The sequence below is a fragment of the Piscirickettsia litoralis genome, assembly GCF_001720395.1.
Lineage (GTDB): Bacteria > Pseudomonadota > Gammaproteobacteria > Piscirickettsiales > Piscirickettsiaceae > Piscirickettsia > Piscirickettsia litoralis.
Window position 1 is genome coordinate 1 of the sequence record NZ_MDTU01000010.1, and the last position, 11989, is coordinate 11989.

The window sequence follows — 11989 nt, forward strand, 5'->3', positions numbered from 1 at the left end:
CCTTGAAGGTTAAGCACGCAAATTGATACTACCTGTCTTGCTTGGCCGGTTAATTGAGGTGATTGTTATGTATGAGGAGATAGATATGTTAGTTTTGACGCGCAAAGAAGATCAAGCAATTTTCATCGGTAAGGACATCACGGTTAAGGTTTTGTCAGTATTGGGCAATCAAGTAAGAATCGGCATCGACGCACCGCAAGAGGTGCAAATTCATCGAGACGATATTAAAAATAAACGGCCTAAACCAATTAAGGTGGCTGTGTGATTTAGGGGCTTCGGCCCCTTTTTGTTGTCTTGATTGAGAAAATATTTTAACCTGCGTTAATTTTTTTGTTAAAAATGTCTGATACTATTAGTAGAAATTTTGATTGTTGGGGAAATAAATGCCAATTGTTCAAATAGCAAACTCTAAAGGTGGGGTTGGAAAGAGCACAATAGCTTGTAATTTGGCAACAGCGCTTGTTCATGCTGGATTTTCAGTTGTTGTTGCTGATTGTGATCCGCAATTTTCTTCTTCTAGCTGGGCGGATGAGAGGCAAGATAATGGCAAGGTGCCTAGTGTAGATATAGTTCAAAAAACAGGAAAAGTTATTCCTGCTCTGAGGCAATTAATAAAAAAATATGATTTTGTGGTTGTAGACACGGCAGGGCATGACTCTGTGGAAATGCGAGCGGCTTTAACTGTTTCTGATTTAACCATTGTTCCATTTAAACCAAGCCAGCTTGATATTGATGTATTAGAATCTATGCAAGAACTTATAGAAAATGCTCAAGATGCAGGTAATGACAAGATGAAAGTGGGGTGGATGATTAATATGGCGGCTCCAAACCCTCGCAGTAAAAAGCTAAAAGAAACCCAATCAGCATTGAATGAAGCAGATGATTTTAATTTACTTAAAACAGTCGCACATAACCGTGATGCTTATGTAGAAGCCATGTCTGAAGGCTTTGGTGTCGTGGAGTTAAAAGATAAAAAAGCAAAAGCTGAAATGGAAAGCTTAGTCAAAGAGATATTAAAATTAACTGGTAAAAAGGCAGTGCGTCATGGCATTAGAGCTAAAAAAGCGGTCAAAACAAAAAAATCAGCGTAAAGTCAATAAGAGTGAATTTATCTACGATTTCAAAGGGAGCGAACACCTAAAAGAAAAATTTGAAGGTGGTGATAAGTGGGTAGATGTTAATAGGTGCCGAGTTGCTGATATCAAGATAGACCGAAAGTCTAAGGACATTGAAAACATTAAGAGCTTAGCAAGTAGCATGCTTAACAAGCAACAGATTAATGCTTGTATTGTTCGTGAAGCGTCTGATGGTGCGTATGAGATTATTTCTGGTGAATGTCGTTATGAAGCTGCAAAATCAAATAAAGAACCTTTACTTGTTCGTATAATTGAGTGTAGCGATGAAGAAGCGGCAAAGCTGATTATCGCAGAAAATGAACAAAGAACGGACTTAACTGACTATGATAAAGCTCTTGCTTATATCGAGTACATGGAAATGTTTAATATTAAAAGTATCCGTTCATTTGCTAATGATTATAACGTTAGTAAGACTCAAGCAATAAGGCTATTTAATGTATCTAAAATACCACAAGAACTTTGTGATGTTTTGCCAATGAGCGAATTAAGTGCAGGGCAATTTGAGGATATAGGGAAACGCGTAGCTAAAGACAAATCACAACATGTTGAGTATATAGAAGCATTCACTAAATTAGCTCCAAAATTAGGAGTGACCCAAGTTGGGTCACTTGATTCTGGCTTAAGTTGGAAAGACTTCTTAGCCCGCGTAGACCGTAAGGTTAACCCTCCTGAGAAGCAACCTAAAAAGAAGGTTGAGCGCTATGTTTTTAAGTCTGAAAAGGCCGATTTAAGGTATACAGATAACGGTTTTGTTGTGAAGTCAAAGAAGCTCACTAGAAAGCAAAAAGAACAGATACAAGAAGCCTTAGACGCTATTTTATGATAAAGGCCCACACGGGAGGGGCTACTTGCCAATTGCTAGCCAGCTCACCCCATAAACCCCTGTGAGATCGTCGAAAGCTGTGCCTCCCACACCTCCGACATCAAAGGCCACTGTAAACTGTGTTTTGCTAATGTTGTATATTGAAGTGTTAAAACGCCCAGCGTTAGGATTTGGCGTGCTGATTTTTGTAGCTGTTACGCTGTATACAGAAGAAAACTCTATGGGGAATGTTTCTGTTGAACCTTCTTTAGGTATGTCGAGTAGTCCCCATTGCACTAAAAAGCCACCAAGCCAATCAGGTAGACGAAGGTAGCCGTTACGTTTATCACTAAACTTAGCTTGATTTAAAAAATCATGTAGCACTTCGGGAGTAATAAACGAATTGGTGTCTGTGCCTGATTCAACATCAGATTGAGATGCTTTTTTGACATCAACTTGCAAAGAGCCGTCAGAGTTTTGTGTGCGGTTTAAAGTATCGCTTTTAATTCCTGTAGGTGAGTTATCGTTGCGTATCCACGGCTTGTAGGGTTTATCTGCTGGGTTGTCTGAGCTAGAAATAACTTGAGCGCGTGTAAAAGTTTCCCCGTTATCTCTGATTGCAAGCTGGCCTGTGACCTTGTGTTGTTTATCATCAAGGAAAAGGTTAATACCTGTAAAGAATGCGTTTCCTCCAATTGGCTGATTTTGTGCGCTGTATGAGCGTATGAATTGAGTTTTAGTTGCGCCATTCCAGTTGTATATGTTGTTGCAGTATTGTTCTTTAGTGACAAGTTGCGGCGTGATTAAAACCCAATCAGACCAGGTTTTGCCATCGCGTGAGAGCATCCGGCAGTATTTGTTATGACTTGAGTAGCTGCCATCTTCAAAGCCGACAAATTCTTGATAGCAGCCTTGATTGTCGCTGTACGGATAAACTGACAAGATGCCTAAATTTGCAGGGGCGTTTTTCCAGCCGTTACTTGTGCCTGAGTAATGGGCTGCTTTATCCTTAAAGTTGTTTGCATCACCGTTTGCAATGTTGATTGTGCGTGCATCATTAGCGACTAGTGAGTAGTCAATACGCTGCCAAGAAGTCCAGCCGCAACCTGCTGTGTATTGCCGTACAAAAGTCGGTGCTGTGTCGTCTGTTGCTAGGCTGGTAATTGTTTGGGTTAAATCTGACGAATTAGGCACGCGCACAACGTGACACGTCCACCAATGGCCTTTAGTTGATGTTAGCGTTGGGCCGTTTTTCATCGAGGTGTTTGTACAGACAAAGAAACCTGTTTGATTTACTAAGTTCCAATCGCCAAGACTATCAACATAAATACCACAAGTAACTCCGTTATAATCTTTGGCGACCGCAGGCGATGCTACTTTTTGAGTGCTGCCATCGCTAAATGTTAGGCCGTTGTTATTAATCGATGCGACTTTCTTGTTCTCATAATAAAAACAAATTGCGTTATTACTATCAAAGCTGACTTGTGACTTTCCGGCGCTATAAATCTTATCTTGTGTATTGAGTTGTTCCCATTCTGACCAGCCACTTGCTCCGCTTTGTGTGGTTCTAACAGAAACGCCACGAGATAAGTTTGACCAAGGAATTGCAAATTGAGAAGCAGAGTCTTTACCATTTCCCATCACAAGAAAATTAAACCACTCGCCGCCTGGGTCTTGATCGTTGACGGGGTTGTTTTTAGGAACGCCGCAATAGATGCCCGTTTTGAATAAGTTGTTTAGATCGTCATCCGGTGAAAGTGCGCGTGCTGTTCCGTCGTAGTTCGGTAAATTATAAGCGGCTGTGTTTTGTGTGGTGTTATCAGCAAAAACTAAACCCGATTGCACTTTAAACGGGTTGTTAGAGATTACTTGAGAGTTTGTTGCTTTAAATACCGTTGAGCCAGCGACATTAACATCAACCTCGCCGTTTTGACTTTTAACCGCAACTGAGGAGTTCCCCCAATTAATTTGATGCGAGGCTGTTTCGTTTATCCATGTGCGCTTATCAACAATGTTAGTGATTTGGCTTGCGTCTGTAGTAATGTCATAGAGCTCAACATCGTTTGCATCATCGGGTAATGCAGAGGTTGATACTTTTACTTTGGTATCAGTTAAATCAACATAGACGATATTTGTTTTGTTTGCTGTGAGCGTAACGGTTCCGGCTGGTACTGTGATTGATTCATTGTTCTGTGTCACTGAGCCTTGCAGATAACCAAAAATGAGGCCTGTTGTGGTTGTTGCGTCTTTGCCGAAGTTAAACGGCAAATAACCAAATGATTGCGTGACTTCATCAACGTAACGAATCCACTGCGCCACACTTCTAAAAATATAATTGAATTTATTAAACTCTGGCTTATCTCTGAATGCATAACCGTAATCAATCAGTTTTTGTGGAATTTCTTCAACGTTGGGCTGGCCGCTAATCGGGTCAGTGCAATCTTTCATAGCAAAATCTGGGTAGGTGGTTGGACGTTCTAAACTCATTTATTGTTCCTAATTTAATAAAAATTCTGCGGTAACACGGCCCTCATCAAAGCCGCTTGAAATATCATCAAAACCGAAAGGACTGCCGCCTTGAGTGGTGAGCCCATAATATTGAATACCGCCCCCGATGACCTGGGCGACAAGTTGCATATTGCTAGGCGTTGCGTTTTCGCCGTCGAAAAAGACTTGCACCTGGGCTGGTCCGTGGTTGTTTTCTCGAAATTGGATAACACTTGATGCGGTGATTTGCTTTGCCACAAACGAAATGTCACGCTCGCGGCCCTGACTTGTGTTAATTGCAATCTGCAAATAAATTGCACGGCGGTAATTGTCATCTTTTAAGCCGTTGCGTTGGCAACCCACATCATAGCCGACATCGTCAAGCTGCTTGCCTGTGGCGTTATCAATGTAGCGCTTGGTTAAAAGGTCGATGAAGGTTTGTTCTGAACTCTGTAAGGCATTGGTGAGGACTTGCACCAGTTTTGTATAGTTGTCTTTGCCTTTGAATTGTTCGAGGGTGCGGCTTAATGCAAGGGCGTTATGATCAATTTGGGTGATCGTCGTCATCTTCTTTCACTGTAATGTTGGCTGATTTAAAGACTGCAATCGAAACGCGGTCAATCGGTATTTTCTTTTTGCTCCAAGGTTGCTCAATATCGGTTTTCATAGTGAGATCGATATATTCAATGCCTTCGGGAATTGCTTTATAAATGGCTGCGACGAAACGCTGAGGAATAACATCAACATTAACAGTTAACGTATTGCCGTAAGCTAGAGCCGCGTTAAGAATGGCGAGATTAATATCGGCAGGCATGGCCTCTTTGTCTTCTTTGGCGAAAACAATATCAATGTAAATCGGTATTTCAGTTGGTCGTGAGAAGTTGCAAATTTGAGTATCACCGTTTGAGTCTGTGACTTCGTTTGCTATTTTGCCGTAAGTTGATATGCCACCTGATTTTGCATCCCAAAGCTGTTGAGCGATTTCTTGTTCGTTGCCACCTAAAACGATTGCGCTGATTGATTTAGGCGGTAAATTATTTGCATCGGTTGTATTGCTGGTGTTTTGAAAGACGTATGCATTTGACACGCCCTCTAACTGCCTTAGCTTCGCCGATATTGCATCGGTACTCCGTGAGCCTAAAATTTTAAGACTGCTGTTTGTACGTAGTAATAGTTCGGTGTCAGACTCTTTATCGCGACCGAGTATTGCACTGTTTGGATTCGTGCAACTATCCCAGCCGTAAACTGGGGTCTTAATTTCAGTTAGGCTATTTTCTGGTGCGCTAACGACTCCGTAGTCGATTGCTTCGAGCGAGGAGATAATGCCGCATTTAGTAATGCTGACTCCGGCGCTGGGTTGTGTTGAAAAAGTGGCAAGTGTACTTGAGGCTTCTACAGTAAAAACCCCTGAGCCTTTAAAGAAAGCCATGAGCTTATCAGAGGTGGTATTTATTTGTGCTGCAAGTTTTCCTGCAATATCGTCTACTGTATCGTCATCTTTTGCAATGTAGCTGTATTCGACCTGATCAATATTGAGATAGTAATTATTACCTGGAATGTGTGTGGCGATAAGTACTTCTAAAAAAGTCGCATTGCCATAGCCTACCGTTTGGTCGTTAATTAACTCAAAAACCTTTGACGTATTTTCTACCGCAACCTGTGAGCCTTTGGGAATACTAATCCCTGTATTGCCCGTTAAAATACATTTAGCCGAGGATTTACTCGCGCCGAGCTGTTGAATGCCGACACGTGCACAGCAATCAGTGAGGTTTTTACCCTGTGCGCTGTAGCGGTTTTGAGCATCGTAAGTTGCAGCGCCGAGCTGATAAATTTGGTAGAGCTGTGCTGAAACAATGTTAAAAAGCTGACCTAGCACTGTATAGGTTTCTGCTTGGACTCCTGAACCCCACAAAGATTGTGCGTCTGTTACCATGCTAGAAACTAGATCGTCTTGTGTCGGCAGTGTCAGGCCCGTGTCAGTTAAATAGCTGCTATTAGCCACTCACTGTTACCTCCGTATTATCACTTGCAAGAATGCGAGCGGTGTAAGTGTATTTTCGCTTTGCATTATCAATGGATGATGTGAACTCTAAAATTGTGCTCACCTCACTCTCTTCTAAAATGGCCTTTTTGAATATTGAATCGATAACATCAGCGGTAACTTTATTACCGAGGATATTTTGAAAGTAGGGAATGCCTGCGGTGTCATCTAAAAACCATTCGCCCTGAAACGTGTTTAATTTAATGCTGAGGCGTTGGGCTAGGCTGTCAGTTAAATGCAGCGATAGAGAGCTAAAATCAATATCATGATCATCGTTAAGTAAAAAGTCGGTCATTGTTTGTCCATATACATAACTAAAATAGTTTTAGGTTGTTTTACACACTAAAACAAAAAAGAATATTGTTTTTAATGTTGAGTAGTAGGTTTTTGATTATGCCAAGAAATTTTGATCAAATCAGTGAACAGGAAAGAAAGGTTATGTTCCTTCAATTTGCCAATAAAATGTTGAATAAAGGTGATATAGGTAAAGCCCTTCAAGCTTTAGGAGTAACAACACGAATGGAAATAAAAAATAGGATGAAAACTGGGAGTAGAAATGATCCTGCTGTATTTGATCATATCAAGTTTTTAATTGGCGAAATTCTTGAAATGGGAGATAGTATTTCTTCAGTCTATACAGATAAAGCACAACAGTTATTAAACTCTATTCCCTCAGGAAATAGACGCCTGGCTATGGATGAAACAATTGGTCCATATGCATCAAGAAACCCGTTAGTGTTTTCCGAAGCAGCTCAGCAATCACTGAACAGTAGAGGAAAAGAATATCAGCTGCAGTTTGGTTAATTTATTTCAGTCTGCCAATTCATTTGTTTTACAAGGCAAACCTAGCTTATGCGATTTTTTGCAAATGTATTTTGCGACAATGAGGCGCTGTTTTGATGTTTCTGGTATTTTTGAGTTTTGTTTGTATGGATTTAAATTACTTTCTAGTGCAAAAACAAATTTTGAGTTTATTGCAATAGAAACTAGAATTAGTGAAATAATGGTTTTTTTGTAAAGAAATGGCATGTTTGTTCTATGAAAAAATTGCTTTTAGTTGTTACAGGGCTGTTATTGAGTTGTTCAAGTTTCAGCAAGACATTCAAAGTTTACTGCGAGCCTGCAAGCATTGGGTCAACTTGGGAAAGTGCTTGCACTTTAAAAGGGCAGAAGAATCTTGGTTTTGACCCAGAAAATATGCTTTACATTGTGGCTCGTGGATATATAGGCAATTTAATGGTAAAAAAGGTAAACCTTTCTGAGCAATCTAGACTGCCTTACGCGCTTGATGTACCACTTGGGGTTGATAAAATCATTTTTGATTTAGAGACTATACACGGCCCAACTAACTGGTATGTGGGTGTTAATATTAGTCAATCTCAATTTAATCGCTGTGATAAATTTGTAGTTAAACCAATGAATGGAAGTGAAAGAAGTGGTACGCCTTCATATGTGCTTGCTAGTATAGATGGAGATATATATTGTAGTTAGCTTGGAGGGCTTGTTTCTCCATCGCCTGACTTAACCCCTCCGTGCTTGTGAGATTTACCGCTAATACCACCTGCAATAACATCCGTTGCACCGGTGATGGTTTTATCACTGTTAATATTTCCTGTGCTGTGAACATCGCCTGCAAAGTTAGAGGCTTTCGAGTCTGCGCTTGCGGTTAATGCTGGGGTGGTTAAATCACCCGTAATTGCTACGTTGCCTTTAAATTGACTGAGCGGTGCTGTCACCGTGAGTTGTTGGCTTGCGTTAATATTCGCGTTGATTGTATTGATTGTGATTTGCTTGGGTGCATTAATCACGATGCTGCCATCTGGCTTTAAAATAATTTGATTGTCAGAGAATTTAAGTTCGGTATTTACTGGATCAGCGTTAAGCGTGCGGCTGTATGGGTATAGACCTGGGATAAATACTGCATCAGTATAATTGTGCTTATGGTTCCCTAACGGCTCCGCTTCGTCATTGTTACCTGTCATCCACTGATCGATAGATCGTTCGCAAAAAAATAGAAGTCCGGTGTCGCCCTGTTTCGCAGGGAAAGATAACAGGCCACCTCCGGCACTTGGAAACATCACAGGAATATCGGTTATTACTGGCATCGAAAAAGAACGACCGTCACGGAGTTTTTTCTTAATCACGGGTTGAATGTTCGCCTTTTGTGTTTTCGCATCGTATGAGGCAATACGGCCAGGGATAGAGGTATGCACATCACAAAGGCGTGACTCTAAAGCCGCATGCAAGACTTGTTCAAGCGTGTTCATTGTTGATTGCCTCTAATGTTGCTAATGTTTTCCAGTTTTTGCCAAGGGTTTCCCCTCGATGGTTGATTTTGCTGACTCGATAAAAAGAGTTGATATACTGCGTTTCAACTTTGACAATCGAATGAGGCACAATGCGCGGATTGACCAAACTTGTAATTTGCAGGCCGTTGTTGGGGATATTCTCACGCTCTAAACCATTCGGATTAAATGCGGTAATCCGAGGTGAATCAATTAAGCCGGTGTCAGGGGTGAGTAAAAGCGCCTGCTTTTGTGTGTTGGTCCTCAGTGCCGAGCTGATATAAATCACACCACCTTGAATGGAGAATTTCATAAAAAGCGAGCCGAGTAGCGTTTGAAGCGCATCACGGGTTAAACCAGCCACATAATAACCGTTAGAGAAAATGTGACGGGTTAACGTGTCTTGGTCTGTAATTTCGCTTTTAGAAATACTACCGTCTGCGGTTAAATCTTTAATTAGGCTCTGAACAATTTGCAGCGCATTTGTGCCCGATGGAAAGGTTGAAAATGAAAAGGTTTCTTTGAGTGGCATGTAGCCATCACTGCATTGAATCAGCGTTGCACGACTGGCTTGTTCTCTGTGTGTATCAAAGCCACTGACTTGTCCGGCAAATAATGTGACTAGCGGTTGATCATCGTAAGCAACAGACAATATCAAGGCTAAGCCTTTTTTTAGCCTGCTAATGTCTGAGTCGTTTAAGTTGTAGACGGTAATGCTTGCTTTGTTTTGATCTGAGCTTTCATCGGTTTTAGTAATATCAAACTTGATATTCAGTTCGGTGATTTCTATGCCCGTTTTACCAGCTTCGCCGATTTTTAGGGACCATTTGCGGTTAAATTGTTGCATTTAAAATTACTGTGACATGTTCTGTATATTTATTGATGAAATGTGATAGCTTACTTGCTTTATTAAGGTAATATTAAATCAGGGGTGTTTTAGATAATGTTTAATAAGGAAAGCAGCGATAAATTTGCTAGATATACTAATCAGAATGATGAAAGCGTTGTTAGAGTTTCAGCATCAGATTTACAGCAAAATTTAAAAGAGGTGACAAAGCTTCTAACTCAAGGCTGTTTCGTAGAAATAACCAAGCATCGGCGAACGATTGGAATGATCGTGCCTTACTGATTGATCTCATCTTTGGATAAATAAAACAGCTTAAAATCACTGCCTAAATTTTTTCTATTGGGTGGTTCAAATTCATTTGTAGTGTTAATACCCATAAGCTCCCCTTCGATAAATCCTTCGATTTTGTATCTTTGGACAAGTGGGGAGTAGGGTAATAATTTTAAGCCGCTTAAAATAGCGTTTCCGTCCGTGTCAGCGATAGAAATGCGCCAGGTTTCGTCACGTGTATTCCAGCGCACATCTAGCTGATAAGCGGTGCCTTCAAGGGAGGTTATTTGTGTGTAGTTTGGTAATTTGCTGTTTAGAGGTATTTCTATCATTTAAAATAGACCTTTAGTAAAACTTATTGCTTTTGTGCCGAGTTGATATTCAAATGTTCCTTTTTCAACAGGCTTCGCAGCTACATGACCTAAGTCTGCTTTTTTTGAATTATCATCCTGAGTCTTTTGGTCGGCGATATTATCGGGAACCGTTGTGGTCTTACTAACAACCTTTTTAATGATCTCAAGTTTTAACTCAACAAATAAACTGTCACCTGTATCTGAGTCGCTTTTAATCTCTAAGTCTGCAATGGCTGCATTATGTACTTTTTGCTCATTATCGATTGCAAGAGTGACTGTTTTTCGGCTTTCCCAAAAATCGACGAGTATTTTTTCAGCATCTTGTGGCGATGTGTATTTATGTGTGACAACTTCACCTTTCTTAAGGCTGCTGGTAATGTCGATTGAATAAGGTGCTAAACTAGATAAAAAGGTGATTGGAGAGGCTGATACAATCCCTTTGATATTAATCACTGGGTTTTCATTGATAATATCATCGGTGATCGGCGAACCGTCCTCAACAGGAAATTTTGTCACCTTATTTCGGTATTTTTTCTGCTTGGAGTCTAGAAAATCAATGTAAATTGATTTCTTATCTAAAAGTAATGTCGCCCCCATTGTTACTCCTTATTCGTAAAAGTCGAGAGCGCCTGAGTATATTGCTTATGTTGCATTTTATTCACAGTGTCCTCTATTATTTCAGCCATTGACCTTGATTGCTCTTGTGTCGTTCCTGCGGCGACATTGAAGCTAAAATTAAACGTATTTTGCGGTGCCAAGCTAATGGCTTGAGCGGTGTGTGTATTGTTTGATGTGGTTTGTTGTAATAAACGAGGCGTACTTAATGAAACAGCGTTTTGTTGAAGGTGTGCAACATGACTTAATGCTGCCTCATGCAATTTCTTTAATCTTTGCTGTGGGGTTGTAATATCGTATATTTTTTGACTCTGTGGCCCTGCTCCAAATAATTGAACATTTTCAGGCGTTGGGCTTGCAGTAGATACCTCCATTGCTGCGCCTGCGGTAGGGAGAGCGAACAAAGGAAATCTAGCTAAGCCAAGCTCAACACCTTTAGAAAGGCTTTTAAAAAGATTAGTGACACTTTTAAAATTACCAAATTTACTTTTTGGTGCACCTTCTTTTATCGGGCTGCGAGGGTTAGTTCTTCGCTCGACTGTGCCGCCTTTTCTTTCCCCTCTGTCAATGCTTGCTCCATCGCCTAAAGCACCTTTTCCATTTTTAGAAAAAACATTAACCACGCCAGCCTCAATGTTCACAAGGCGAGTTGCCATGTTTTCAAGGCCACCAGCTTTGCCTTTTCCAAACTTATTACTAGCCCAGCCTTTAAAAGCACCACTAAGCTTACTTACTTTTTTATAAGTAAGATAAACAGCACCTAAAGACGCCGCTATTCCTGCTAATCCTAAAGCAACTTTTTTAAGTTCTGATAAGTCCCCAAACCATTTAATCAATGAGCCAGTGACCGACTTTTTGCCGTTAAGATGACCCTCAATATCATCAATCGCAAAAGCAATCATCTGAATGGTAGTGAGTAACAGAAAGAGGGGGCTACGTTTTAAAAGGTTAAACGCTTTGGTTGCAATATATAATGCTGTTATCCCTTTGGCGAGCGTTGTTAACGCTGGAGCTTCATCGTTGAGCTGTCTTAATAATTTTGCATCGATCTTGATCGTTTTTGAAAGTGTTTGTAATGCAATATCTAAGCCTTTAAACAACGATGTTAAAAGGCTAACTCCTCCATTGTCTCCAAGCGTATTGAGAAAATGCC

Annotated in this window: 15 protein-coding genes; 6 read left to right on the forward strand and 9 right to left on the reverse strand. The window is 40.6% G+C overall.

Annotated features, from left to right (window positions below; genetic code table 11):
* The first annotated feature begins 85 nt into the window (after positions 1-85).
* The 3 genes from csrA (at position 86) to BGC07_RS18740 (ending at position 1959) form a co-directional block, all read left to right on the forward strand.
* Positions 86-265, forward strand: a complete 180-nt coding sequence (gene csrA / locus BGC07_RS18730; RefSeq protein ID WP_069314328.1) for a carbon storage regulator CsrA — start codon at positions 86-88, stop codon at positions 263-265.
* 118 nt (positions 266-383) lie between these two features.
* A complete protein-coding gene (locus tag BGC07_RS18735; protein WP_069314583.1) occupies positions 384-1091 on the forward strand; it encodes an AAA family ATPase in 708 nt (235 codons plus the stop codon).
* Positions 1045-1959, forward strand: a complete 915-nt coding sequence (locus tag BGC07_RS18740) for a ParB/RepB/Spo0J family partition protein (RefSeq protein ID WP_069314584.1) — start codon at positions 1045-1047, stop codon at positions 1957-1959. The genes BGC07_RS18735 and BGC07_RS18740 overlap by 47 nt, the downstream gene beginning before the upstream one ends.
* A 21-nt stretch (positions 1960-1980) precedes the next feature.
* Here the strand turns inward: BGC07_RS18740 and BGC07_RS18745 are convergent, their stop codons facing one another.
* From BGC07_RS18745 to BGC07_RS18760, 4 genes are read right to left on the reverse strand one after another with little or no spacing between them, the layout of a single operon-like run.
* Positions 1981-4425 (reverse strand): gp53-like domain-containing protein, encoded by a 2445-nt coding sequence (locus BGC07_RS18745; protein WP_069314585.1) that lies wholly within the window; start codon positions 4423-4425, stop codon positions 1981-1983.
* A 9-nt stretch (positions 4426-4434) separates the two neighbouring features.
* Positions 4435-4992 carry a DUF2612 domain-containing protein gene (locus tag BGC07_RS18750; RefSeq protein ID WP_069314324.1) on the reverse strand — a complete coding sequence of 186 codons (558 nt, stop codon included), beginning with the start codon at positions 4990-4992 and terminating at the stop codon, positions 4435-4437.
* Entirely contained in the window at positions 4970-6427 is a 1458-nt protein-coding gene (locus tag BGC07_RS18755; protein ID WP_069314586.1) for a hypothetical protein, read from the reverse strand. The genes BGC07_RS18750 and BGC07_RS18755 overlap by 23 nt, the downstream gene beginning before the upstream one ends.
* On the reverse strand, positions 6420-6761 hold the full coding sequence (locus tag BGC07_RS18760) for a hypothetical protein (RefSeq protein WP_069314322.1): 342 nt from the start codon (positions 6759-6761) through the stop codon (positions 6420-6422). The genes BGC07_RS18755 and BGC07_RS18760 overlap by 8 nt, the downstream gene beginning before the upstream one ends.
* A gap of 98 nt (positions 6762-6859) precedes the next feature.
* Between BGC07_RS18760 and BGC07_RS18765 the strand changes: the two genes are divergently transcribed.
* The gene (locus tag BGC07_RS18765) at positions 6860-7270 is read left to right on the forward strand and encodes a hypothetical protein (protein WP_069314587.1); all 411 of its coding nucleotides are present in this window, start codon (positions 6860-6862) and stop codon (positions 7268-7270) included.
* A 234-nt stretch (positions 7271-7504) separates the two neighbouring features.
* A complete protein-coding gene (locus BGC07_RS18775) occupies positions 7505-7957 on the forward strand; it encodes a hypothetical protein (RefSeq protein ID WP_069314589.1) in 453 nt (150 codons plus the stop codon).
* On the opposite strand, the gene BGC07_RS18780 is transcribed toward BGC07_RS18775, so the two are convergent.
* Together BGC07_RS18780 and BGC07_RS18785 are read right to left on the reverse strand one after the other, a co-directional pair.
* Positions 7954-8733, reverse strand: coding sequence for a Gp138 family membrane-puncturing spike protein (locus BGC07_RS18780; RefSeq protein WP_069314590.1), 780 nt, complete (start codon positions 8731-8733; stop codon positions 7954-7956). The two genes, BGC07_RS18775 and BGC07_RS18780, sit on opposite strands and share 4 nt — an antisense overlap.
* Positions 8720-9598: a phage protein gene (locus BGC07_RS18785; RefSeq protein ID WP_069314591.1), complete on the reverse strand. Its 879-nt coding sequence runs from the start codon at positions 9596-9598 to the stop codon at positions 8720-8722. The genes BGC07_RS18780 and BGC07_RS18785 overlap by 14 nt, the downstream gene beginning before the upstream one ends.
* Positions 9599-9694: 96 nt before the next feature.
* Here BGC07_RS18785 and BGC07_RS18790 point away from each other — a divergent pair, with 96 nt between their 5' ends.
* A complete protein-coding gene (locus BGC07_RS18790) occupies positions 9695-9880 on the forward strand; it encodes a hypothetical protein (protein WP_069314508.1) in 186 nt (61 codons plus the stop codon).
* Here the strand turns inward: BGC07_RS18790 and BGC07_RS18795 are convergent.
* From BGC07_RS18795 to BGC07_RS18805, 3 genes are all read right to left on the reverse strand, one after another.
* Positions 9874-10200 carry a phage baseplate plug family protein gene (locus BGC07_RS18795; protein ID WP_069314592.1) on the reverse strand — a complete coding sequence of 109 codons (327 nt, stop codon included), beginning with the start codon at positions 10198-10200 and terminating at the stop codon, positions 9874-9876. The genes BGC07_RS18790 and BGC07_RS18795 overlap by 7 nt on opposite strands.
* Positions 10201-10818 carry a phage baseplate protein gene (locus BGC07_RS18800; RefSeq protein WP_069314593.1) on the reverse strand — a complete coding sequence of 206 codons (618 nt, stop codon included), beginning with the start codon at positions 10816-10818 and terminating at the stop codon, positions 10201-10203. It lies immediately after the preceding gene.
* A 2-nt stretch (positions 10819-10820) separates the two neighbouring features.
* A partial coding sequence (locus BGC07_RS18805) for a hypothetical protein (RefSeq protein WP_158007028.1) occupies positions 10821-11989 on the reverse strand: 1169 nt, incomplete at its 5' end.

Bases quoted from the DNA above. Each gene is read 5' to 3' on its own strand.
- csrA (WP_069314328.1), top strand. From the start codon at position 86: ATGTTAGTTTTGACGCGCAAAGAAGATCAAGCAATTTTCATCGGTAAG.
- BGC07_RS18735 (WP_069314583.1), top strand. From the start codon at position 384: ATGCCAATTGTTCAAATAGCAAACTCTAAAGGTGGGGTTGGAAAGAGC.
- BGC07_RS18740 (WP_069314584.1), top strand. From the start codon at position 1,045: ATGGCATTAGAGCTAAAAAAGCGGTCAAAACAAAAAAATCAGCGTAAA.
- BGC07_RS18745 (WP_069314585.1), bottom strand. From the start codon at position 4,425: ATGAGTTTAGAACGTCCAACCACCTACCCAGATTTTGCTATGAAAGAT.
- BGC07_RS18750 (WP_069314324.1), bottom strand. From the start codon at position 4,992: ATGACGACGATCACCCAAATTGATCATAACGCCCTTGCATTAAGCCGC.
- BGC07_RS18760 (WP_069314322.1), bottom strand. From the start codon at position 6,761: ATGACCGACTTTTTACTTAACGATGATCATGATATTGATTTTAGCTCT.
- BGC07_RS18765 (WP_069314587.1), top strand. From the start codon at position 6,860: ATGCCAAGAAATTTTGATCAAATCAGTGAACAGGAAAGAAAGGTTATG.
- BGC07_RS18775 (WP_069314589.1), top strand. From the start codon at position 7,505: ATGAAAAAATTGCTTTTAGTTGTTACAGGGCTGTTATTGAGTTGTTCA.
- BGC07_RS18780 (WP_069314590.1), bottom strand. From the start codon at position 8,733: ATGAACACGCTTGAACAAGTCTTGCATGCGGCTTTAGAGTCACGCCTT.
- BGC07_RS18785 (WP_069314591.1), bottom strand. From the start codon at position 9,598: ATGCAACAATTTAACCGCAAATGGTCCCTAAAAATCGGCGAAGCTGGT.
- BGC07_RS18790 (WP_069314508.1), top strand. From the start codon at position 9,695: ATGTTTAATAAGGAAAGCAGCGATAAATTTGCTAGATATACTAATCAG.
- BGC07_RS18795 (WP_069314592.1), bottom strand. From the start codon at position 10,200: ATGATAGAAATACCTCTAAACAGCAAATTACCAAACTACACACAAATA.
- BGC07_RS18800 (WP_069314593.1), bottom strand. From the start codon at position 10,818: ATGGGGGCGACATTACTTTTAGATAAGAAATCAATTTACATTGATTTT.